Genomic DNA, 23,880 nt, shown 5'->3' with positions numbered 1-23,880 from the left:
ATGTATGTATTACGCGATATGGATGTAAAACAAATGAACGCGCTTGGGCTCGCCTATATGGGGGATGCTGTTTATGAACAAGCGATTCGAGAGCATTTGATACGTTCAGGCCGTGTGAGGCCGAATGTATTACATCGCGAAGCAACGAGCTATGTGTCTGCGAAATCCCAAGCGAAAGTGATACAACATATGGTGGCGATTGAGTTCCTGACAGATGAAGAGTCTGCTGTTATGAGACGAGGGCGAAATGCGAAATCTGGTTCCGTACCTAAAAATACTGATGTAGTTACCTATAAGAGCAGTTCTGGTTTTGAGGCGGTTCTGGGTTATATATATCTGCTTGATAGGACCGATAGGGTTCAGGAATTTATAAAAGAAGCGATTCGATTTATCGAAGAACTCAAGGAGGAAAAGTTAACATGACAGAAATAGAAAATGAAAATGAAGTTGAAATAATCGGTGGTAAAAATCCAATTGTAGAAGCGCTACGGTCTGGTAGAGAGCTTAATAAGATATGGATTGCAGAGGGGTTAAATAAGAAAAGTATTGGTGAAATTCTATCACTTGCAAGAGAAGCAAACGTTATTGTTCAATCTGTTCCTAAACAAAGATTAGACAACTTACTTGATGCTAATCATCAGGGGATTGTTGCTTCGATTGCTGCTTATAAGTATGCGGAACTGGAAGATTTATTTAAAGTTGCGACTGAACGGGGAGAAGACCCGTTATTCATAATATTGGATGAATTGGAAGACCCGCATAATTTAGGGTCTATTCTTAGAACTGCTGATGCGTCAGGAGTTCATGGTGTCATTATTCCAAGACGTCGTTCTGTAGGTCTAACAGCCGTTGTGGCTAAATCGTCTACGGGTGCGATTGAACATGTACCTGTTGTTAGAGTGAACAACCTTTCGCAAACGGTGGAAGAATTAAAAAAGCGTGGTCTCTGGATTGCGGGCACGGATGCTGAAAAATCAACTGATTATCGACTGATGGACGCGACATTGCCGCTTGCTGTAATTATCGGAAGTGAAGGGAAGGGGATTTCTCGCTTGCTGAAAGAGAAGTGTGACTTCCTTTATCACTTGCCTATGAGAGGACATGTAACATCGCTGAACGCCTCCGTAGCAGCCTCGCTTCTAATGTATGAGGTCTTGCGTAAGCGATACCCGATCAATCAAAATAAATGAAAAAAGAAGATATACTGCTAGTCGATGGTTATAACATCATTGGGGCGTGGGAGGAATTACGCCAGCTGAAAAGTAATCGTCTATCCGATGCACGTGATTTACTTATTGAGCGAATGGCGGAATACAAAGCTTTCACAGGGTGGCGCGTCATTGTTGTTTTTGATGCTTATTTGATGCATGGATTAGAGAAGAAAAAGCTAAGCCATGATGTTGAAGTGCTTTTTACGAGGGAAAATGAAACAGCAGATGAAAGAATTGAAAAACTAGTAGCAGAACTAAGTCATCGACGTGTTCAAATTCATGTGGCTACGTCTGATTTAACAGAGCAATGGATTATATTTGCACAAGGTGCCCTGAGAAAATCGGCTAGAGAACTTGAGGTTGAAATGAATGAAATAGGTAAGCTTATCTCTAAGAAAGTACGTGACTTCAAGGAACAGCGTCCCTTTTCAAAGATTCCTTTAACTGATGAAATTGAGAAAGTATTCGAAAAGTGGAGAAGGGGATTAAAATAACGGTTGACGTTAAAATTTTCCATACTTATACTTAGATTAGACCAATGGTGAATCGGGGTGATCCAGTTGTTGGGAACAGCGTATGTTAACGGAGAAATTTTAGATTTCACTAAACTATCTGATGAAGATATCATTATCATTATTCAAGAAGGAAACACGGATGCACTTGACTTCCTAATTACGAAGTATCGTTCGTTCGTTCGATTAAAGGGACGCTCGTATTTTATAATCGGCGGGGATCGTGAGGATATCATTCAAGAGGGTATGATTGGTCTATACAAAGCGATTCGCGATTTTAAAGCGGACAGGCTAAGTTCGTTCAAAGGTTTTGCTGAACTTTGTATAACACGGCAAATCATTACAGCGATTAAGACAGCGACCAGGCAAAAGCATATTCCGCTTAATACATCAATATCCCTCGATCGGCCTGTATATGCTGAAGAATCGGAACGAACGTTACTTGATATAATCTCCGGGCCATTACTTGATGATCCTGAAGATCTAATTATTCATAAGGAAGATTTTGTTTTCATGGAAAAAGAAATGAACAAAGTTTTAAGTGGTCTTGAGAAAAAAGTGTTAGCACTTTATTTGGAAGGTCGCTCGTATGAAGAAATATCTAATCAACTTAATCGTCAAGTAAAGTCAGTAGACAATGCACTACAAAGAATTAAACGCAAACTTGAACGTTATATGCAATTAGATGCTATACGTTAATAGTCGACCTGCTTTATTGACATACAGTATTTTAGATGGTACTCTTTAGCAAGACAAAAAGTCGTATAGGATGAGTGAGAATGTCTAAGAAAATTATATTAAGCTGTGACGAATGCGGATCACGTAATTATTCCGTACCAGCCCGTAACAATAAGCCAACAGAACGATTAATTTTGAAGAAACACTGCAAACGTTGCAACACGCATACAGTACACAAGCAAACAGCTTAATGTTTGCTTGGAAATTATTAGCAATACATTTTTTATTCGGAGGGTCACGATACGCATGAGTAAAATAAGTGGTTTTTTAAAAGCCGTCGTCTCAGAAATGAGAAAAGTCAGCTGGCCGAAACGTAAACAATTAACACGCTATACAATTGTTGTTCTAGTAACAGTTGCTTTTATGGCTGTTTACTTTGCACTTACGGACCTCGGTATTTCAAGCATAATGGAATGGTATCTAGCGCTTTAAAAATTTAAATAAAATCTCCCCTTAAAAATAGCCCGTCTATAAGTATGAGCGGGTTTTTTTACATTGTATGGGAAAAGGAGGGACGGACGTTCAGTCCTCTAAATTATGGATATGGAAAAGAATTGGTACGTTGTTCATACGTACTCCGGTTACGAAAATAAGGTCAAAGCAAACCTGGAGAAACGCGTAGAAACAATGGGGATGGCGGATAAAATTTTCCGTGTAATTATACCTGAAGAAGAAGAAACGGATTTTAAAGATGGTAAGAAACGTGTGCTTATGAAAAAAACATTTCCGGGATACGTCCTTGTTGAAATTATTATGACGGACGATTCTTGGTATGTCGTTCGGAATACGCCTGGTGTCACCGGGTTTATCGGATCGTCGGGTGGCGGGGCTAAACCAACACCTTTACTAGAAGAAGAAGTTGACTTTATCCTTAAACAAATGGGCGTTAAAGAAGGCAGACTTGATTTTGACATAGAAATTGGAGAAACGGTTCAAGTACTTGAAGGTCCGTTCGCAGAATTTCAAGGTAAAGTTGAAGAAATTGATGAAGCAAAAGGTAAAGTGAAGGTATCAGTAGACATGTTTGGACGCGAGACTAAAATGGAACTTGACTTTGTGCAAGTCCAAAAATTATTATAAGTATAAAAATACTTGCGCTTCTTGCGAAATAGTGGTATCCTTTCAAAGGTCAGGCTATAAATGTCTGGTTTGAACAAATATAACTAAATCTATCAGTGTAAGCTGGCAGAAACATATTGATGAGTGGGAGGGGCAACCCTGTTACCACATCACGGACTTAAGGAGGTGTGTCTCGTGGCTAAAAAGATTACAACAGTTGTTAAATTACAAATTCCAGCAGGGAAAGCAAATCCGGCTCCGCCGGTTGGACCAGCACTTGGACAAGCGGGCGTGAACATCATGGGATTCTGTAAAGAATTCAATGCACGTACAGCGGATCAAGTAGGACTAATTATTCCAGTTGAAATTTCTGTGTTTGAAGATCGTTCATTCACATTTATTACAAAAACTCCACCTGCAGCAATATTGCTAAAGGTTGCAGCTAATCTTCAAAAGGGTTCAGGTGAACCGAATAAAACGAAGGTAGCGACAGTTAAACGTGATAAAGTTCGCGAAATAGCAGAACAAAAAATGCCGGATCTAAACGCGGCGTCAGTTGAAGCGGCGATGGCGATGGTTGAAGGTACTGCACGCAGTATGGGTATTACAATCGAAGATTGATTCCCATTAAATAGAGCTTTATTGTAACAATGGGTTGCGGCAGTTCTCCGGAACACGCAACCTTTATTCGTGGGAGGGTTTAACCCGCTAATACCACAACGGAGGAGGAATTTTTAAATGGCTAAAAAAGGTAAGAAATTAGTTGAGGCATTGAAACTTGTCGACAACACAAATTTATACAATTTCAAAGAAGCGATCGAACTTGCGAAAAAAACTAGCATAGCTAATTTTGATGCAAGTGTAGAAGTTGCGTTTCGTCTAGGTATCAACACGAAGAAAAACGATGAGCAGATTCGTGGCGCAGTCGTACTTCCGAACGGTACTGGTAATACACAACGTGTACTTGTTTTCGCTAAAGGTGAAAAACTTAAAGAAGCTGAAGCGGCTGGAGCAGATTATGCTGGAGACGTGGAATATATTACTAAAATCCAACAAGGCTGGTTCGATTTCGATGTAATCGTAGCGACTCCAGATATGATGGGTGAAGTTGGTAAGATTGGTCGTGTTCTTGGACCTAAAGGGCTTATGCCAAACCCAAGAACAGGTACTGTTACATTTGATGTTACAAAAGCAGTTGAAGATATTAAAGCGGGTAAAGTTGAATACCGTGCTGATAAAGCAGGTATCATCCACGCGCCAATCGGAAAAGTTTCATTTGATAATGAAAAACTTGAAGAGAACTTCTTAACTGTATTTGATACAATTCAAAAAGCTAAACCAGCTGCAGCTAAAGGCACATACATGAAGTCTGTTAACGTGACGACTACAATGGGGCCGGCAGTTAAAATTGATTCATCAAGTGTTACGATGAAGAAATAATGTTGACAACATCAGCCTCTTCATGTAAGATGGCTATTGTTGTGAATAACAATATTTATTTGTACCGTAGACAGTAGGAGTGGCTTGCCACTTAAATATCCTGCCGAGGACAAGACGCTCTCTTTTATTAAAGACGACGACTTTTCTACCCTCTGTCTGCTTAATGTGGATAGAGGGTTTTTATATCGGTATAAGTAATTCTAAAAATTTTTAGGAGGTGTCCAGATGAGCAAAGTATTACAAGCTAAACAAGCAGTTGTTGGCGAAATTACAGAGAAACTGAAATCAGCGGCTACTGTAGTTGTTGTAGATTACCGTGGATTAAGCGTAAGTGAAGTAACAGAACTTCGTAAAAATCTTCGTGATCAAGGTATTGAGTTTAAAGTTTATAAAAACTCAATGTCACGCCGTGCAACTGAAGCGATCGGACTTGAAGGGTTAAACGAACACCTAACAGGACCAAACGCTTTAGCATTTTCAAACGATGACGTTGTTGCTCCTGCTAAAATCCTTAACGATTTCGCAAAGAAAAACGACAAGCTAGAAATTAAAGCTGGTATTATTGAAGGTGTTATTGCTTCTCAAGAAGAAATAAAATCTTTAGCAGAACTTCCATCACGCGATGGTCTACTGTCAATGCTACTCAGCGTTCTTCAAGCACCAATGCGCAATCTAGCAGCTATTACAAAAGCTGTTGCAGATCAAAAAGAAGAACAAGAAGGCGCTTAATTAAGCGAAAAATTGCGGGGGCTAAGCCGATAATTTTATTGGTGAATACCTGACAAACACAAATATTAGGAGGAAATTATAATGACTACAGAACAAATCTTAGAAGCTGTTAAAGAAATGACAGTTCTTGAACTTAACGACTTAGTAAAAGCAATTGAAGAAGAGTTTGGCGTAACAGCAGCAGCACCAGTTGCAGCAGCAGGAGCTGGAGCAGCAGTAGAAGAAGAGCAATCAGAATTTGATGTTATCCTTACATCTGCTGGAGACAAAAAAATCCAAGTAATTAAAGCGGTTCGCGAAATTACTGGTCTTGGTTTGAAAGAAGCTAAAGCACTAGTTGATGAAGCTCCTAAAGCTGTTAAAGAAGCAATTTCTAAAGAAGATGCAGATGCATTAAAAGCTAAACTTGAAGAAGTTGGCGCTTCAGTAGAAGTTAAGTAATAATTTTACGAACAAAGTAGAAAAGCTCGTCGGCTAAGACGGGCTTTTCTTCATTTTTATATCCGTGATATACCGTAAAGAAGGAGTGCTTGCATGTCTGAGCATTATTACTCGAAAAATCCAAAAGTTGAAAGTCGACCTAAAGAATGGTCTGCTGAATTATGTGGTGTAACGTTGCGTTTTATGACTGATGCTGGCGTGTTCAGTAAAGGTGAAGTTGACTTTGGTTCTCAGCTACTCGTGGAAAGCTTCGTTTTGCCTGAAATTGACGGCGAAATACTTGATGTTGGCTGCGGTTATGGTCCTATTGGATTAACGATTGCTACATTACTTCCGGAAAGAAATATTCACATGGTTGATGTGAATGAAAGAGCACTTAATCTTTGCATGCATAACGCCAAACAAAATAGTGTTTCAAACGTACTGATTTATTCAAGTGATGCGTTGTCTGCTGTGCAAGGAAATAATTTTGCTGCGATACTGACTAATCCTCCAATACGTGCTGGAAAAGAAACGGTTTTTAGTTTCTATAAGAATTCCTTTGATAAGCTTCGAATTGGTGGCGAGTTATGGATAGTCATCCAAAAGAAGCAAGGTGCACCCTCAACGATAAACTACTTAAACGAGTTATTTGGAAATGTTGAAACGGTTATTAAGAAAAAAGGCTACCTTATATTAAAAGTGAAAAAGATTTGATGTTTTGCTGCATATGTGGTAGGGTTATTGAATGTATAAATTAATATTGTGCAATCGTGTGCCCTTTTGCATGAAAGATAACAATAAATGGCATACTGACGATGTAAGAAAGATTGTCAAACCGAAAATGAGCTCTTGCTAGAACTCATTTTCTTTTTTAATTACGCAAAGAATTATTATTGCATATGAGGGGTGAATGAGTTGACAGGTCATCTAGTTCAATATGGTCAACACCGTCAGCGTAGAAGTTTCGCGCGGATCAAAGAAGTTCTGGAACTTCCCAATCTAATCGAAATTCAAACGGCGTCATACGATTGGTTCTTAGAAGAAGGTTTACGAGAAATGTTCCACGATATTTCACCGATTGAAGACTTTACTGGGAATCTATCGTTGGAGTTCGTCGATTATCATCTTGAGGATGCAAAATATCCAGTAGGTGAGTCTAAAGAACGCGACGTGACTTACGCGGCACCATTACGAGTAAAAGTACGACTTCACAACAAGGAAACAGAAGAAGTGAAGGAACAAGATGTATTTATGGGTGATTTTCCACTTATGACAGAGAACGGAACATTTATTATTAATGGGGCTGAGCGGGTTATTGTTTCCCAGCTTGTCCGCTCGCCAAGTGTCTACTATAGTGCGAAAGTAGACAAGAACGGAAAAAGAGGATTCGGAGCAACGGTTATTCCTAACCGCGGTGCGTGGCTTGAGTATGAGATAGATGCGCGGGACGTTGTTCATGTAAGAATTGATCGTACACGTAAATTACCTATTACTGTACTTATTCGTGCGCTTGGTTTCTCGACTGATGATGAAATCATAGATTTAATAGGTGATAACGAATATTTAAGAAACACGCTTGAAAGAGATAATACTGAAACAACAGAAAAGGCATTACTTGAGATTTACGAGAGACTTCGCCCGGGTGAACCACCAACACTTGATAGTGCAAGAAGCTTATTGTACTCTCGCTTCTTCGATCCGAAAAGATATGACCTAGCTAATGTTGGTCGTTATAAGATGAATAAAAAACTTGACGTTCAAAATCGTTTATTTAATCAAACACTTGCAGAGACACTAGTAGATCCTGAAACAGGTGAAATTCTTTTGGAGAAAGGCGAATTAATTGATCGCCGAGCATTGGATCGTTTAGTTCCTCATTTGGAAAAAGGGGTAGGCTTCCAAGCAATTTCTCATAAAGACGATGTTCTAGATGAGGATATGGTTATACAAACGATTAAAGTTTATGCACCGAATCCTAACGGTGAAGAAGAACAAGTGATTAATGTAATATCAAACGCGTATATTGATGATTCTATTAAACATGTTACGCCCGCTGATATCACTGCGTCAATAAGTTATTTCTTCAATTTGCTTCACGGAGTTGGAAATACAGACGATATAGATCATCTTGGAAATCGTCGCCTTCGTTCTGTTGGCGAATTACTTCAGAATCAATTCCGAATAGGTTTATCACGAATGGAACGTGTTGTTAAAGAGCGTATGTCTATTAACGATACTGCTTCTATTGTGCCGCAACAACTGATTAATATCCGTCCAGTTATTGCATCTATAAAAGAATTTTTCGGTAGTTCACAGTTATCTCAGTTTATGGACCAAACAAATCCACTAGCTGAGCTTACGCATAAACGTAGATTGTCTGCACTAGGACCCGGTGGATTAACACGGGAACGTGCTGGTATGGAAGTACGTGACGTTCACTACTCTCACTACGGCCGTATGTGTCCAATTGAAACGCCAGAAGGACCGAATATCGGGCTAATAAACTCGTTATCCACTTTTGCGAAAGTAAACAAATTTGGTTTTATTGAAACGCCATATAGAAAAGTGGATCCTGAAACTGGACGTGTAACAACACAAATTGATTACTTAACAGCAGATGTTGAGGATAATTATGTAGTTGCACAAGCGAACTCGCTGCTTGACGATGATGGGACATTTACAAGTGACGGCGTTGTTGGACGTTTTCAAGGTGATAACACGGTATTCAAACGTGATCAAATTGACTACATGGACGTATCTCCAAAACAAGTCGTTTCTGCTGCAACTGCCTGTATCCCTTTCTTAGAGAACGATGACTCTAACCGTGCGCTAATGGGAGCGAACATGCAAAGACAAGCTGTGCCGCTTCTTAATCCACAGTCACCTCTAGTAGGGACTGGGATGGAATACGTCTCTGCACGTGATTCAGGAGCAGCTGTACTTGCTATTCATGAAGGAATTGTTGAACATGTTGAGGCGAAAGAAATACGCGTTCGTCGCATAGAAACAGTTGATGGGAAAGAAGTTCAAGGCGATTTAACAACTTACAAGCTTAATAACTTCATCCGATCGAACCAGGGGACTTGTTATAATCAACGCCCGCTCGTTCGTGCAGGTGATCGCGTTGAAAAGAAAGAGATTCTCGCGGATGGTCCTTCTATGGAGAAAGGTGAACTTGCGCTTGGTCGTAATGTGCTCACAGCTTTCATGACTTGGGATGGATTTAACTATGAGGATGCCATTATTATGAGTGAACGTCTCGTGAAAGATGATGATTATACTTCAGTCCATATCGAAGAATACGAATCAGAAGCGAGAGATACGAAGCTTGGACCTGAAGAAATCACACGTGACATCCCGAATGTGGGTGAAGAAGCGCTTCGTCATTTAGATGACCGTGGAATCATTCGTATAGGCGCTGAAGTTCGTGACGGTGATATCCTAGTAGGTAAAGTAACGCCTAAAGGTGTAACTGAACTCACAGCTGAAGAACGTCTCCTACATGCTATATTCGGAGAGAAAGCTCGTGAAGTTCGTGATACATCACTTCGGGTACCTCACGGAGCAGGTGGTATTGTCTTAGATGTTAAAGTGTTTAACCGTGAAGACGGCGATGAGTTACCTCCGGGTGTAAACCAACTTGTTCGAGCTTACATTGTTCAAAAGCGTAAAATTTCTGTAGGGGATAAAATGGCGGGAAGACACGGTAACAAAGGTGTTATTTCACGTATTTTACCGGAATCAGACATGCCTTACTTGCCAGACGGTACACCGATTGACGTCATGCTAAATCCACTTGGCGTTCCATCACGTATGAATATTGGTCAAGTTCTCGAGATGCACCTTGGTATGGCTTCAAGAACACTAGGCATTCATATGGCAACACCAGTATTTGATGGAGCTAATGAAGAAGATGTGTGGCTTACAATGGAAGAAGCAGGAATGGACCGTGATGGTAAGACAGTATTGTATGACGGGCGTTCAGGTGAAGCGTTCGACAACCGTGTATCTGTTGGTATAATGTATTTAATTAAACTTGATCACATGGTTGACGATAAGCTACATGCTCGTTCAACAGGACCATATTCACTTGTTACGCAGCAACCACTTGGTGGTAAAGCTCAGTTCGGTGGACAGCGTTTCGGGGAGATGGAAGTTTGGGCACTTGAAGCTTATGGTGCTGCTTATACACTTCAAGAAATTTTAACTGTTAAGTCGGATGATGTAGTTGGACGTGTGAAAACATATGAAGCTATTGTTAAAGGTGAAAGTGTTCCTCAACCGGGCGTACCTGAATCGTTTAAAGTTCTCATTAAAGAACTTCAAAGTCTTGGACTAGACGTTAAAATGCTAACTGCTGAATTTGAAGAAATTGAATTGCGTAATCTTGATGAAGATGATGATATGCAACCAACAGACGCTTTGAACCTTATGAAGGCTGAACAACGTACTTAATTTTATTAACAAAGTAACAATCATAGATGTTTGGGAGAAAGTTGCACGCTTTCTCCTTATCGTTTCCCATGTGCAAAAAGCCAATTGCCAGCAATTAGAGTAGAGGGAGGTAGGCTCCTTGGTAGATGTAAACAATTTTGAGTATATGAAAATAGGCCTCGCTTCATCGGATAAAATCCGTTCGTGGTCCTATGGTGAAGTTAAGAAGCCCGAAACGATTAACTACCGTACACTAAGACCCGAAAAAGAAGGTCTTTTCTGTGAACGTATTTTCGGACCTACGAAAGATTGGGAATGTCACTGCGGTAAATATAAGCGCGTTCGCTATAAAGGCGTCGTTTGTGACCGTTGTGGAGTTGAGGTGACGCGTCAAAAAGTACGTCGTGAGCGTATGGGTCACATCGAACTAGCAGCTCAAGTTACGCATATTTGGTACTTTAAAGGGATTCCAAGCAGAATGGGTCTGATTTTAGATATGACGCCACGCGCTTTGGAAGAAATCATTTATTTTGCGTCGTATGTAGTTGTAGAACCTGCTGACACGCCTCTTGAAAGAAAGCAATTACTTTCCGAAAGAGAATACCGTGCTTATCGACAAAAGTACGGCAACAAGTTTGAAGCGCTTATGGGTGCAGAAGCTATTGAACGTCTTTTGAGAGCAATTGACTTAGACAAAGAAACAGAGTTCTTAAAAGATGAACTTAAAACTGTTCAAGGACAACGTCGTACTCGTGCGATTAGACGTCTTGATGTAGTTGAATCGTTCCGTAATTCAGGTAATAAACCTGAGTGGATGGTTCTAGAGGTATTACCAGTTATTCCTCCAGAATTACGCCCTATGGTACAACTTGATGGTGGAAGATTTGCGACATCTGATCTAAACGACTTGTATCGTCGGGTTATTAACCGGAATAATCGTTTAAAAAGACTTCTTGATCTTGGCGCACCGGGAATCATTGTTCAAAATGAGAAACGGATGCTACAAGAAGCGGTTGATGCACTTATAGATAATGGTCGCCGTGGCCGTCCAGTTACAGGTCCGGGTAATCGTCCATTGAAATCACTTTCACATATGCTGAAAGGGAAACAAGGTCGTTTCCGTCAAAACTTACTTGGTAAACGTGTTGACTATTCTGGACGTTCTGTAATCGTAGTAGGACCGAATTTGAAAATGTATCAATGTGGTTTGCCGAAAGAAATGGCAATCGAATTGTTTAAACCTTTTGTAATGAAAGAGCTTGTTGGAAGAGGTCTTGCGCATAATATTAAGAGTGCAAAACGCAAAATTGAGCGACTACATTCAGAAGTATGGGACGTTCTCGAAGAAGTTATTAAGGAGCATCCGGTTTTATTAAACCGTGCGCCAACACTTCACCGATTGGGTATTCAAGCATTCGAACCAGTTCTTGTAGAAGGACGGGCAATTACGCTTCATCCACTTGTTTGTACAGCTTATAACGCTGACTTTGATGGTGACCAAATGGCTGTTCACGTTCCACTTTCGGCAGAGGCTCAAGCTGAAGCACGTCTTCTGATGCTTGCAGCGCAAAATATCTTGAACCCGAAAGATGGAAAACCGGTTGTTACACCTTCTCAGGATATGGTTTTAGGTAATTATTACTTAACATTGGAGCGAGAAGGCGCGACGGGCGAAGGTAAGATTTTCCGTGATGCAGACGAAGCACTTATTGCTTATGCAAACGGAATTGTTCATCTTCATTCTCGTGTTGCTATACAAGCTGGCTCATTTAATAATCCGACTTTCACAGAAGAACAAAACGCCCAACTGTTATTGACTACAGTAGGTAAGGTGATTTTTAATGAAATTCTACCGGAATCATTTCCATATATAAATGAGCCGACAGATTTCAATTTACAGATAAAAACACCGGAAAAGTACTTTGTTTCTGGAACAGAGGATATTAAAAAGCATATTCTTGAATCGGAGCTAATTTCTCCGTTTAAAAAGGCGATTTTAGGTAATATTATTGCTGAAGTATTCAAACGTTTCCACATTACAGAGACGTCTAAAATGCTAGATAGAATGAAAAACCTTGGTTTTAAACATTCAACACGAGCAGGTATTACAATAGGCATGTCTGACATTGTCGTACTTCAAGACAAGGAAGTAATCCTTGATGCAGCTCAAGAGAAAGTTGATAAAGTATTACAACAGTTCCGTCGTGGCTTAATCACAGAAGAGGAACGTTATGACCGAGTTATATCTTACTGGAGTGATGCGAAAGATGTCATTCAAGCTAAACTTATGGATTCACTCGATCACTTGAACCCTATCTATATGATGAGTGATTCAGGTGCGCGTGGTAACGTATCTAACTTTACGCAACTTGCTGGAATGCGTGGTTTGATGGCAAACCCGGCTGGTCGAATTATCGAGCTTCCGATCAAGTCATCATTCCGTGAAGGATTAACTGTACTCGAGTACTTTATCTCTACGCATGGTGCTCGTAAAGGCCTAGCTGATACTGCACTTAAAACAGCTGACTCAGGATACTTAACGCGTCGACTCGTTGATGTTGCACAAGATGTAATTGTTCGTGAAGATGAATGTGGTACTGATCGTGGTTTGGAAATTGGTGCATTAATGGAAGGCGCGGAAGTAATCGAAAGACTCGACGAACGTATCGTTGGACGTCATGCGAAGAAAACAATTCGCCATCCAGAGACAGGCGCGGTATTGCTTGCTTCAGATGCATTAATTACAGAAGATATTTCTCGTATCGTACTTGAAGCGGGTATTAAAACAGTATCAATTCGTTCAGCATTTACTTGTGATACTAAGCACGGCGTATGTAAGAAGTGTTACGGCATAAACTTGGCAACAGGTGAAGAAGTCGAAGTTGGTGAAGCTGTTGGAATCATTGCAGCTCAATCAATCGGTGAGCCGGGTACACAGCTTACGATGCGTACGTTCCATACAGGTGGAGTTGCCGGAGACGATATTACTCAAGGTCTTCCACGTATTCAGGAAATATTCGAAGCGCGGAATCCGAAAGGTAAAGCGGTAATTTCTGAAATTAAAGGTACAGTTACTGAAATTGATGAAATCCGTGAAGGTCAGCATGAAATTACCATTGAAGGTGATGTTGAAGCTCGTAAGTATCTTGGACCATATAACGCACGTTTCACAGTGCAAGTTGGAGATGAGATTGAACGAGGCGACACAATTACTGAAGGTTCTATTGATCCTAAGGAGCTCATCGTTGTAAAAGATGTTGCGACAGTTTCAGGCTATTTACTAAAAGAAGTTCAAAAAGTTTATCGTAGCCAAGGTGTTGAAATCGGTGATAAACACGTAGAAGTAATGGTTCGTCAAATGCTGCGTAAAGTAAATATCATTGAAGCTGGGAATACAGATCTTCTTCCAGGTTCTCTCGTTGATATTCATCAGTTTGCGGAGGCTAACAACGCTATGTTTGAACAGGGTAAAATCCCTGCAACATGTCGTCCTGTTATTCTCGGAATTACAAAAGCATCTCTCGAAACAGAATCTTTCTTATCAGCAGCTTCATTCCAGGAGACAACTCGTGTCCTTACTGATGCGGCAATTAGAGGTAAGACAGATGAATTACTAGGTCTGAAAGAAAACGTAATTATTGGTAAACTAGTTCCGGCTGGTACTGGTATGCAACGTTACCGTCAGATTAAAATGGATAAAAACAAAGAAGAAAGCTCGGCTGAAAAAGTTACTGTAGATTAAAGGCATGTAGAATTACGTTGGGGATAACACAATGATACCCTTCAATATCATTATATTGTTGAACCTCATTAATAATTATCCCCTCGTAATTATCTTTACATGTTGACATTTGAAAATACAGATGATAACATACAAAAGGTTGAGAGTTATATGTCTGCGCTTTGGAGGATATGGAAATGTCTTATGAAAAAGTAAAACAGGCAAAGAATACAATCATCGGTACAAAGCAAACAGTGAAAGCGATCCGTGCAGGTATTGTAACTGAAGTCATTATTGCTCAGGATGCAGAAGAACGGTTTATCATTCCTGTTAAGGAAGTAGCTAAACTTCATAATATCTTGATAACATATGTCGATTCCAGGAAAAAACTTGGAGAAGTATGTGGCATAGATGTTGGTGCTGCAGTTGTTGCAATCACTGAATAATAATTTTTGTGATTTTTAATCACGAAAGTTATGTTTTTTACCCCAAAAAATGAACCACCTGGATGTGTGGTCTTAAAATGTATATTCGAAGGGAGGACAAAATCAATGCCAACTATTAACCAACTAGTTCGTAAACCACGTAAATCTAAGGTTACGAATTCAAAATCACCGGCACTTGGGAAAAGCTATAACAGCTTTAAGAAATCAACAACAAATGTAAATTCACCGCAAAAACGGGGTGTTTGTACTCGTGTTGGAACGATGACACCTAAAAAGCCAAACTCGGCACTTCGTAAATACGCACGTGTTCGTTTGACAAACTCATTGGAAGTTAACGCTTATATTCCAGGTGAAGGTCACAACTTACAAGAGCATAGTGTTGTACTTATTCGCGGAGGACGCGTAAAAGATTTACCGGGTGTACGTTACCATATCGTTCGTGGAGCTCTTGATACTGCTGGTGTAACTGGTCGTATGCAAAGTCGTTCTATGTACGGAGCTAAAAAGCCTAAAGTTAAGAAGTAATATAGAATCGAAACACCGTAGATGATTATATTAGTGAAACATGCTAAATAATCATCTAACAAAAAAATCAATTGGTGATTATATTAGCAAACAACGCTAAATAATCATCTAACAAAACAAAAAAAACAGTAGACGATTATATTAGCGAAATAATGCTAAATAATCTTTGAAAGGAGGAAAAGATATGCCACGTAAAGGTCCTGTAGCTAAACGTGACGTGCTTCCAGATCCAATTTATAACTCGAAGCTCGTATCACGTCTAATAAATTCAATGATGGTAGACGGTAAAAAAGGAACATCTCAAAAAATCCTCTATGGTGCGTTTGAACTTGTAAGAGAACGTTCAGGCAAAGATCCACTAGAAGTATTTGAAGCAGCACTTGAAAATGTAATGCCAGTTCTAGAAGTTAGAGCTCGCCGTGTAGGTGGAGCTAACTATCAAGTTCCTGTTGAAGTTCGTCCTGAAAGACGTACTACTTTAGGTCTTCGTTTCTTCGTGAATTATTCACGTCAACGCGGAGAAAAAACTATGGAAGAGCGTCTTGCTAATGAAATTCTAGATGCTTCTAACAACACTGGTGCTTCTGTTAAAAGACGCGAAGAATTACACAAAATGGCGGATGCGAATAAAGCATTTGCTCACTATCGCTGGTAATTATCAAGCAATATAAATAACACTCTAATCCGAATCGGAAGGAGATTTACAATATGAGTAGAGAGTTCTCCTTAGAGAATACTCGTAATATCGGAATCATGGCTCACATCGATGCTGGTAAAACAACAACGACAGAGCGTATCCTTTATTACACAGGTAAAATTCACAAGCTCGGCGAAACACATGAAGGTGCATCTCAAATGGACTGGATGGAGCAGGAGCAGGAACGTGGAATCACGATCACTTCTGCTGCTACAACAGCTCAATGGAAAGGTCACCGCGTTAATATCATCGATACACCAGGTCACGTAGACTTCACGGTAGAAGTTGAACGTTCACTTCGTGTACTTGACGGAGCGGTAACAGTTCTTGATGCACAATCAGGTGTTGAACCACAAACAGAAACAGTATGGCGCCAAGCAACGAACTATGAAGTTCCACGCTTAGTGTTTGTTAATAAGATGGACAAGACAGGTGCAGACTTCCTTTATTCAGTTGGAACACTACGCGACCGTCTTGGTGCAAACGCACACCCAATTCAATTACCAATAGGCGCTGAAGATGACTTCAGTGCAATCATTGACTTAGTTGAAATGAAAGCGAACTTCTATCCAGACGATACAGGCATGAACGTTGAAATTGGCGAAATTCCTGAAGAGTATTTAGAAAGCGCAAATGAATACCGTGAGAAATTAATCGAAGCTGTTACTGAGTTCGATGAAGATCTTATGGAGAAATACCTAAACGGCGAAGAGTTAACTGTCGCAGAAATTAAAGAAGCTATCCGTAAAGCTACATTAGCAGTAGAATTCTACCCTGTTGTATGTGGAACGGCATTTAAAAACAAAGGTGTCCAACTCGTCCTTGACGCAGTTATCGACTACCTACCTTCACCGGTTGATACTGTACCGATGAAGGGAACGGATCCTGATACTGAGGAAGAAATTTCACGTCCTGCAAAAGATGATGGTCCGTTTGCAGCATTAGCATTTAAAGTTATGACAGATCCTTATGTAGGTAAGTTGACATTCTTCCGCGTGTATTCTGGTGTGTTAAAATCAGGATCATACGTTCAGAACTCTTCTAAAGGTAAGCGCGAACGCGTAGGACGTATTCTACAAATGCACGCTGACTCACGTGAAGAAATTTCTGAAGTTCACGCAGGAGATATTGCAGCAGCAGTTGGACTTAAGGCTACAAGCACAGGCGACACTTTATGTGATGAAAAAAGCCTTATTATCCTTGAGTCTATGAACTTCCCGGAACCAGTTATCTCTCTATCTGTAGAGCCAAAAACAAAGGCTGACCAAGATAAAATGGGTCAAGCACTTGCTAAGCTTCAAGAAGAGGATCCAACATTCCGCGCGCATACAGACGAAGAAACAGGAGAAGTTATCATTGCTGGTATGGGTGAACTTCATCTTGATGTACTCGTTGACCGTATGAGACGTGAATTCAACGTTGAAGCTAATGTTGGTGCACCACAAGTATCTTATCGTGAGACATTCCGTAAATCTGCGGAAGTTGAAGGTAAGTTCGTGCGTCAATCTGGTGGACGTGGTCAGTTTGGTCATGTTTGGATTGAGTTCTCTCCAAACGAAACTGGAAAAGGCTTCGAGTTTATTGATAATATTGTTGGTGGATCAGTTCCACGTGAATATATCAGTTCAGTAGAAGCGGGTATCCGTGATTCACTCAATAATGGTGTTCTTGCTGGATATCCACTTATCGATATTAAAGCGCGTCTTTACGATGGTTCATATCATGACGTGGATTCAAATGAGATGGCATTTAAAATCGCTGCTTCAATGGCGCTTAAAAATGCTGTCAAATATGTTGACCCAGTTATCCTTGAACCGATGATGAAGGTTGACGTTGTTATTCCTGAAGAATACATGGGTGATATCATGGGTGACATTACTTCACGCCGAGGACGCGTTGAAGGAATGGAAGCACGTGGTAATGCACAGGTAGTTGCATCAATGGTTCCTTTAGCTCAAATGTTTGGTTATGCTACATCTTTGCGGTCAAACACGCAAGGACGCGGAGTCTTCTCAATGGTGTTTGACCATTATGAAGAAGTACCAAAATCAATCTCTGAAGAAATTATTAAAAAGAATAAAGGCGAATAATTGTAATTTGGCTTTAATTCCAGTATAAATGTCTTATAAGTAATTTGGTGCTGAAGATTTATTCTTCAGCACCTATAATAGTAAATAAATGTTCATATTATAAGGAGGCTTTCATAATAATGGGTAAAGAAAAATTCGATAGATCCAAAACACATGCAAACATAGGAACAATTGGTCACGTTGACCATGGTAAAACAACACTAACTGCAGCAATCGCTACAGTACTAGCAAAAAGACTTGGTGGTACAGCAGCTTCATACGCTGACGTTGATAACGCACCAGAAGAAAAAGAGCGTGGAATCACTATTAACACGTCTCACGTTGAGTACGAAACTGAAAATCGTCACTATGCACACGTTGACTGCCCAGGTCACGCGGATTACGTTAAAAACATGATTACTGGTGCAGCACAAATGGACGGCGGAATTCTAGTTGTATCTGCTGCTGATGGTCCAATGCCACAAACTCGTGAGCATATTCTTCTTTCACGTAACGTTGGTGTTCCTTACTTAGTAGTGTTCATGAACAAATGTGACATGGTTGATGACGAGGAACTTCTTGAGTTAGTAGAAATGGAGATCCGTGATCTTCTTTCTGAATATGACTTCCCGGGCGATGACATTCCAGTTATCCAAGGTTCTGCTCTTAAAGCACTTGAAGGCGACGAAGGTTATGAAGATAAAATTATGGAACTTATGGCTGCTGTTGACTCATATATCCCAACACCACCACGTGATACTGAAAAACCATTCATGATGCCTGTTGAGGATGTATTCTCAATTACAGGTCGTGGTACAGTTGCAACTGGTCGTGTTGAGCGTGGACAAGTTAAAGTTGGAGATACTGTTGACATCATCGGTATCGTTGAAGAAGCTAAATCTACAACTGTTACAGGTGTAGAAATGTTCCGTAAACTTCTTGATTATGCAGAAGCTGGCGACAACATTGGAGCTCTTTTACGTGGAGTATCACGTGAAGATATCCAACGTGGACAAGTACTTGCTAAACCAGGTACAATTGTTCCTCATACAAACTTCAAATCTGAAGTTTATGTACTATCAAAAGAAGAGGGTGGACGTCATACTCCATTTTTCTCTAACTACCGTCCTCAGTTTTACTTCCGTACAACTGACGTAACTGGTGTTATTGAACTTCCAGAAGGCGTAGAAATGGTTATGCCTGGTGATAACCTTGAAATGACAGTTAAATTGATTTCTCCAATCGCTCTTGAAGAAGGTACGCGTTTCTCTATCCGTGAGGGTGGACGTACAGTTGGATCTGGCGTTGTAGCTTCAATCATGAGCTAAGCTTTTTAGTTCTTAAAAATCCCGTCCATAGTGACGGGATTTTTTATTGGTTTTTTTAATATAGTACGAGCGTGGAAGATTATGAAGTTTATATCGATGTATTGGTTTAAAGAAGTAGTTTATTAGAAAGTGCTATGGGGTGACAAAACTCCATTTGTGTTTTACAATAATGCAGCGATGAAAAATAGAAAAAAACAGAACAATAAAAAGCGTTTAAAAGAGTTTTAACAAAGTGCTTGCCAAATGGTTTTTTATTGTGTATAATATTGAATGTTGCTCTTTGACTGCGATGAAGCGAGAGGTTGCCGACACACCAGGCCGCATTGCCATGGCGAGTGTGTGGGAAATTTTCGTGGAGAATGTCTATAAAATTAGGCGAGAGGGAGGGAAAATAATGGCAAAACAAAAGATTCGTATTCGTTTAAAAGCATATGATCACAGCATCCTAGATCAATCTGCTGAAAAGATTGTTGAAACAGCAAAACGTTCGGGGGCAAGTGTATCGGGTCCGATTCCGTTACCAACCGAAAGAACTGTTTACACAATTCTTAGATCGGTGCACGTTAACAAGGACTCACGTGAGCAGTTTGAAATGCGCACACATAAACGTCTTATCGATATCGTCAATCCGACACCACAAACTGTGGATGCGTTGATGAAACTTGATTTACCGTCCGGCGTTGACATTGAAATTAAACTATAATCGATAGAAATTTAACACTATATTACAGGAGGTGTGACGAATGACCAAAGGAATCTTAGGAAGAAAAATTGGTATGACGCAAGTATTTACTGAAAACGGAGATCTTATTCCAGTAACAGTAATTGAAGCTACACCAAACATAGTTCTTCAAAAGAAAACAAAAGAAACAGACGGCTACGAGGCAATCCAACTTGGATTTGATACTAAGCGAGACAAGCTAGCTAACAAACCTGAAAAAGGACACGTTGCAAAAGCTGATACAGCACCTAAGCGCTTCATCCGCGAATTTCGCGAATTGGACGTTAACGGACACGAAGTTGGTCAAGAAGTTAAAGTCGATACTTTCTCTGAGGGAGATATCGTTGACGTAACAGGAACTACAAAAGGTAAAGGTTTCCAAGGCGTTATCAAACGTCACGGATATTCAATGGGGCCAATGAGTCACGGATCACGTTTTCACCGTAGACCAGGTTCACTGGGTTCTGTAGACGCACAGCGCGTATTTAAAGGTAAGAAATTACCAGGACGTATGGGTAATAAAACAGTTACAATTCAAAACCTTGAAATTGTAAAAGTTGATACAGAGCGTAACTTACTACTTATTAAGGGTAATGTACCAGGTGCTCGTAAATCACTTATTCAAGTGAGAAATGCTGTTAAAGCTAACTAATCAATAAAGGAAGGAGGAAATTAGGATGTCAAAAGTTTCTGTACTTAGTCAAACGGGTTCTTCAGTTGGTGACATTGAGTTAAATGACGCGATTTTCGGAATCGAACCAAATGAAGCAGTTCTGTTTGAAGCATTGGTTCAACAACGCGCTTCATTGCGCCAAGGTAACCATAAAGTTAAAAACCGTTCTGAAGTTCGTGGTGGTGGACGTAAGCCATGGCGTCAAAAAGGAACAGGTCGTGCTCGTCAAGGAACAATTCGTGCGCCACAATGGCGTGGTGGTGGTGTCGTATTCGGCCCAACACCAAGAAGTTATTCTTACAAATTGCCTAAAAAAGTTCGTAGATTAGCTCTATTATCAGCGCTATCAACGAAAGTGCGTGAAGAGAATATAATTGTACTTGATAGTCTTGCATTTGATGCACCAAAGACTAAAGGTTTTGTTCAAGTATTAAAAGATCTTTCTATCGCGAAAAAAGCATTGATTGTTACTGCTGATCTTGATGAAACGGTAGCATTATCTGCTCGTAATATCCCTGGTATCAGTGTTGTTACAGCAACTGGTATTAACGTATTAAACATCGTTGGACACGAAAAATTCGTTATAACGAAAGCAGCAGTTCAAAAGTTAGAGGAGGTGCTTGGTTAATGGAATCACGTGATATATTGAAACGTCCGGTCATTACCGAGCGTTCTTCTGAACAAATGGAATTTAAAAAATATACATTTGAAGTTGATACTCGTGCTAACAAAACACAAGTAAAAACTGCTATTGAAGAAATCTTTGGTGTTAAAGTTGATAAAGTCAACGTTCAAAACTACAAAGGTAAGTTTAAACGTATGGGCAAGCATGCTGGTTATACTAACAAGCGCCGTAAAGCAATTGTTACTTTAACTGCTGAATCAAATGACATCGAACTATTTGAAGTATAAGGTTTAAAAATTAGATACACGAATTTTTAAAGGAGGGAAAACAATTGGGAATTAAGAAATACAAACCTACCACAAACGGACGTCGTAATATGACTACATCTGACTTTGCCGAGATTACAACGGACAAACCAGAAAAATCATTGCTTAAGCCGGTTAAACGGACAGGCGGACGTAATAATACAGGTAGAATGACAGTTCGCCATCAAGGTGGAGGCCATAAACGTCAATACCGCGTTATTGATTTCCAACGACGTAAAGATGGCATTCCAGGACGCGTTGCCACGATCGAGTATGATCCAAACCGTTCTGCGAATATCGCTTTAATTAATTATGCCGACGGAGAAAAACGTTACATTCTTGCTCCAAAGGGTCTAACAGTTGGAACGACAATTATGTCAGGTCCAGATGTAGATGCTAAGGTAGGTAACGCACTTCCACTTGAAAACATTCCTATGGGTTCAACAATTCATAACATTGAATTGAAGCCAGGAAAAGGTGGTCAACTTGTACGCTCAGCTGGAACATCTGCACAACTACTTGGACGTGAAGGTAAGTATGTAATTGTACGTCTTCAATCCGGTGAAGTACGCATGATACTTTCAGTTTGTCGCGCAACGATTGGTCAAGTAGGAAATGAACAGCATGAACTTATCAATATTGGTAAAGCAGGCCGTTCACGTTGGATGGGTAAACGTCCTTCAGTTCGTGGATCAGTAATGAACCCGAATGATCACCCACACGGTGGGGGAGAAGGTAAAACAGGAATTGGTATGCCGTCACCACTTACACCATGGGGCAAGCCAACACTTGGTTACAAAACTCGTAAGAAATCCAACAAATCCGACAAACTTATCATTCGTCGTCGCAAGAAGTAATGTGAATGCACTGCGGTTCGAGTATTGGGCCGTAGTACAAATGAGAAGGGAGGTTCTGACATGGGCCGCAGCTTGAAAAAAGGACCTTTTGCTGATGATCATCTATTAAAGAAAGTTGACGCACAAAAGGCATCAGAAAAGAAACAAGTAATTAGAACTTGGTCAAGACGTTCTACAATTTTTCCAACATTTGTAGGATTAACAATTGCAGTTTATGACGGACGTAAACACGTTCCAGTCTATGTAACTGAAGACATGGTAGGACATAAATTAGGTGAATTCGCACCGACACGTACTTATAGAGGTCACGGTGGCGACGATAAACAAACAAGACGTTAATCGAGAGGAGGTTATTCTGATGCAACAAGCAAAAGCTAGTGCCCGCACAGTCCGTATTGCTCCTCGCAAAGTCCGTTTGGTCGTTGATCTTATTCGGGGCAAGAAAATCGGTGAAGCTGTCGCAATTCTACAATTGACGCCAAGAGCGGCATCTCCGATTGTAGAAAAAGTATTAAAGTCAGCAATTGCAAATGCTGAACATAACTATGAAATGAATGTTGAAAATCTTATTGTTAGCGAAGTTTTCGTTGATGAAGGTGCAACAATGAAACGTTTCCGTCCACGTGCACAGGGTCGTGCAAGTGCGATTAATAAGCGTACAAGCCACATTACTGTCGTGGTAGCAGAGAATAAGGAGGGATAATTCGTGGGTCAAAAAATACATCCTAACGGTTTACGGGTCGGTATCATCCGCGACTGGGAGTCGAAATGGTATGCTGAAAAAGACTACGCAACACTTTTACATGAAGATATAAAAGTTCGTGAATACATCGAGAAGAAGCTTGTTGATGCATCAGTATCAAAAGTAGAAATCGAGCGTGCAGCGAATCGTGTAAACATTTCTATTCATACTGCTAAGCCAGGAATGGTTATTGGTAAAGGCGGTACTGAGGTTGAAAACTTACGCAAGCAGTTAAACACTATTACTGGCAAGCGTGTACACATTAATATTATTGAAATTAAACGTGCTGATCTTGATGCGAAATTAGTAGCTGAAAACATTGCACGTCAACTAGAAGGCCGTGTTTCATTCCGTCGTGTGCAGAAGCAATCGATTCAACGTACGATGCGCTCTGGTGCAAAAGGAATTAAAACACAAGTCTCTGGACGTCTCGGCGGAGCAGATATTGCCCGTGCGGAACATTATAGTGAAGGTACTGTCCCTCTTCATACATTACGTGCAGATATTGATTATGCACACGCAGAAGCTGATACTACATTTGGTAAGCTTGGCGTAAAAGTATGGATATATAGAGGAGAAGTCCTTCCAGCGAGAAAGAAGAACTCTGAGGAAGGAGGCAACTAAT

27 protein-coding genes and 1 other annotated feature are annotated in these 23,880 nt (G+C 40.3%); all 27 genes read left to right on the top strand.

Features of this window, described 5'->3' with window-relative positions; genetic code table 11:
• The 27 genes from AC3RV6_RS17720 (at position 1) to rpsC (ending at position 23,879) form a co-directional block, all read left to right on the top strand.
• A complete protein-coding gene (locus AC3RV6_RS17720) occupies positions 1-423 on the top strand; it encodes a Mini-ribonuclease 3 (protein WP_489747274.1) in 423 nt (140 codons plus the stop codon).
• On the top strand, positions 420-1,190 hold the full coding sequence (gene rlmB / locus AC3RV6_RS17715; protein ID WP_489747273.1) for a 23S rRNA (guanosine(2251)-2'-O)-methyltransferase RlmB: 771 nt from the start codon (positions 420-422) through the stop codon (positions 1,188-1,190). Before AC3RV6_RS17720 ends, rlmB begins: the two co-directional genes overlap by 4 nt.
• On the top strand, positions 1,187-1,705 hold the full coding sequence (locus AC3RV6_RS17710) for an NYN domain-containing protein (protein ID WP_489747272.1): 519 nt from the start codon (positions 1,187-1,189) through the stop codon (positions 1,703-1,705). Before rlmB ends, AC3RV6_RS17710 begins: the two co-directional genes overlap by 4 nt.
• A gap of 66 nt (positions 1,706-1,771) precedes the next feature.
• Positions 1,772-2,422, top strand: coding sequence for an RNA polymerase sporulation sigma factor SigH (gene sigH / locus AC3RV6_RS17705; RefSeq protein WP_489749301.1), 651 nt, complete (start codon positions 1,772-1,774; stop codon positions 2,420-2,422).
• 80 nt (positions 2,423-2,502) lie between these two features.
• Complete coding sequence (gene rpmG, locus AC3RV6_RS17700; protein WP_489747271.1) at positions 2,503-2,652, top strand: 50S ribosomal protein L33; 150 nt, start codon at positions 2,503-2,505, stop codon at positions 2,650-2,652.
• 55 nt (positions 2,653-2,707) lie between these two features.
• Positions 2,708-2,893: a preprotein translocase subunit SecE gene (gene secE / locus AC3RV6_RS17695; RefSeq protein ID WP_489747270.1), complete on the top strand. Its 186-nt coding sequence runs from the start codon at positions 2,708-2,710 to the stop codon at positions 2,891-2,893.
• A 111-nt stretch (positions 2,894-3,004) separates the two neighbouring features.
• Positions 3,005-3,541, top strand: coding sequence for a transcription termination/antitermination protein NusG (gene nusG, locus AC3RV6_RS17690; protein ID WP_489749300.1), 537 nt, complete (start codon positions 3,005-3,007; stop codon positions 3,539-3,541).
• Positions 3,542-3,715: 174 nt separating this feature from the next.
• On the top strand, positions 3,716-4,141 hold the full coding sequence (gene rplK / locus AC3RV6_RS17685; protein ID WP_489747269.1) for a 50S ribosomal protein L11: 426 nt from the start codon (positions 3,716-3,718) through the stop codon (positions 4,139-4,141).
• Positions 4,142-4,258: 117 nt separating this feature from the next.
• Positions 4,259-4,960 carry a 50S ribosomal protein L1 gene (rplA, locus tag AC3RV6_RS17680; RefSeq protein ID WP_489747268.1) on the top strand — a complete coding sequence of 234 codons (702 nt, stop codon included), beginning with the start codon at positions 4,259-4,261 and terminating at the stop codon, positions 4,958-4,960.
• A 46-nt stretch (positions 4,961-5,006) separates the two neighbouring features.
• Positions 5,007-5,152 (top strand) — a sequence feature (ribosomal protein L10 leader region).
• Between the two features lie 33 nt (positions 5,153-5,185).
• Positions 5,186-5,689: a 50S ribosomal protein L10 gene (gene rplJ, locus AC3RV6_RS17675; protein ID WP_489747267.1), complete on the top strand. Its 504-nt coding sequence runs from the start codon at positions 5,186-5,188 to the stop codon at positions 5,687-5,689.
• A gap of 81 nt (positions 5,690-5,770) precedes the next feature.
• Entirely contained in the window at positions 5,771-6,130 is a 360-nt protein-coding gene (rplL, locus tag AC3RV6_RS17670) for a 50S ribosomal protein L7/L12 (protein ID WP_489747266.1), read from the top strand.
• Positions 6,131-6,223: 93 nt separating this feature from the next.
• Positions 6,224-6,826 (top strand): class I SAM-dependent methyltransferase, encoded by a 603-nt coding sequence (locus AC3RV6_RS17665; RefSeq protein ID WP_489747265.1) that lies wholly within the window; start codon positions 6,224-6,226, stop codon positions 6,824-6,826.
• 192 nt (positions 6,827-7,018) lie between these two features.
• Positions 7,019-10,567, top strand: a complete 3,549-nt coding sequence (rpoB, locus tag AC3RV6_RS17660; protein ID WP_489747264.1) for a DNA-directed RNA polymerase subunit beta — start codon at positions 7,019-7,021, stop codon at positions 10,565-10,567.
• Positions 10,568-10,685: 118 nt separating this feature from the next.
• Entirely contained in the window at positions 10,686-14,288 is a 3,603-nt protein-coding gene (gene rpoC / locus AC3RV6_RS17655) for a DNA-directed RNA polymerase subunit beta' (RefSeq protein ID WP_489747263.1), read from the top strand.
• Positions 14,289-14,464: 176 nt separating this feature from the next.
• A complete protein-coding gene (locus tag AC3RV6_RS17650) occupies positions 14,465-14,713 on the top strand; it encodes a ribosomal L7Ae/L30e/S12e/Gadd45 family protein (RefSeq protein WP_489747262.1) in 249 nt (82 codons plus the stop codon).
• 105 nt (positions 14,714-14,818) lie between these two features.
• Positions 14,819-15,238, top strand: coding sequence for a 30S ribosomal protein S12 (gene rpsL / locus AC3RV6_RS17645; protein ID WP_489747261.1), 420 nt, complete (start codon positions 14,819-14,821; stop codon positions 15,236-15,238).
• Positions 15,239-15,422: 184 nt separating this feature from the next.
• Positions 15,423-15,893, top strand: a complete 471-nt coding sequence (rpsG, locus tag AC3RV6_RS17640) for a 30S ribosomal protein S7 (RefSeq protein WP_489747260.1) — start codon at positions 15,423-15,425, stop codon at positions 15,891-15,893.
• 53 nt (positions 15,894-15,946) lie between these two features.
• A complete protein-coding gene (gene fusA / locus AC3RV6_RS17635) occupies positions 15,947-18,025 on the top strand; it encodes an elongation factor G (protein ID WP_489747259.1) in 2,079 nt (692 codons plus the stop codon).
• A 119-nt stretch (positions 18,026-18,144) separates the two neighbouring features.
• Entirely contained in the window at positions 18,145-19,332 is a 1,188-nt protein-coding gene (tuf, locus tag AC3RV6_RS17630; protein ID WP_489747258.1) for an elongation factor Tu, read from the top strand.
• A gap of 394 nt (positions 19,333-19,726) precedes the next feature.
• Entirely contained in the window at positions 19,727-20,035 is a 309-nt protein-coding gene (gene rpsJ / locus AC3RV6_RS17625; protein ID WP_489747257.1) for a 30S ribosomal protein S10, read from the top strand.
• A 40-nt stretch (positions 20,036-20,075) separates the two neighbouring features.
• Positions 20,076-20,705: a 50S ribosomal protein L3 gene (gene rplC / locus AC3RV6_RS17620; RefSeq protein WP_489747256.1), complete on the top strand. Its 630-nt coding sequence runs from the start codon at positions 20,076-20,078 to the stop codon at positions 20,703-20,705.
• 25 nt (positions 20,706-20,730) lie between these two features.
• Positions 20,731-21,354 carry a 50S ribosomal protein L4 gene (gene rplD, locus AC3RV6_RS17615; protein WP_489747255.1) on the top strand — a complete coding sequence of 208 codons (624 nt, stop codon included), beginning with the start codon at positions 20,731-20,733 and terminating at the stop codon, positions 21,352-21,354.
• On the top strand, positions 21,354-21,638 hold the full coding sequence (gene rplW / locus AC3RV6_RS17610; RefSeq protein ID WP_489747254.1) for a 50S ribosomal protein L23: 285 nt from the start codon (positions 21,354-21,356) through the stop codon (positions 21,636-21,638). The genes rplD and rplW overlap by 1 nt, the downstream gene beginning before the upstream one ends.
• 44 nt (positions 21,639-21,682) lie before the next feature.
• Positions 21,683-22,513: a 50S ribosomal protein L2 gene (gene rplB / locus AC3RV6_RS17605; protein WP_489747253.1), complete on the top strand. Its 831-nt coding sequence runs from the start codon at positions 21,683-21,685 to the stop codon at positions 22,511-22,513.
• 60 nt (positions 22,514-22,573) lie between these two features.
• Positions 22,574-22,852 (top strand): 30S ribosomal protein S19, encoded by a 279-nt coding sequence (gene rpsS, locus AC3RV6_RS17600; RefSeq protein ID WP_489747252.1) that lies wholly within the window; start codon positions 22,574-22,576, stop codon positions 22,850-22,852.
• A 19-nt stretch (positions 22,853-22,871) separates the two neighbouring features.
• Positions 22,872-23,216, top strand: coding sequence for a 50S ribosomal protein L22 (gene rplV, locus AC3RV6_RS17595; protein ID WP_489747251.1), 345 nt, complete (start codon positions 22,872-22,874; stop codon positions 23,214-23,216).
• A gap of 3 nt (positions 23,217-23,219) precedes the next feature.
• Positions 23,220-23,879 carry a 30S ribosomal protein S3 gene (rpsC, locus tag AC3RV6_RS17590; protein ID WP_489747250.1) on the top strand — a complete coding sequence of 220 codons (660 nt, stop codon included), beginning with the start codon at positions 23,220-23,222 and terminating at the stop codon, positions 23,877-23,879.
• Position 23,880 lies beyond the last annotated feature (1 nt).

The sequence above is a fragment of the Sporosarcina sp. So3-204 genome (genome assembly GCF_058068165.1).
This window is presented reverse-complemented; position numbering and strand designations above follow the sequence as displayed.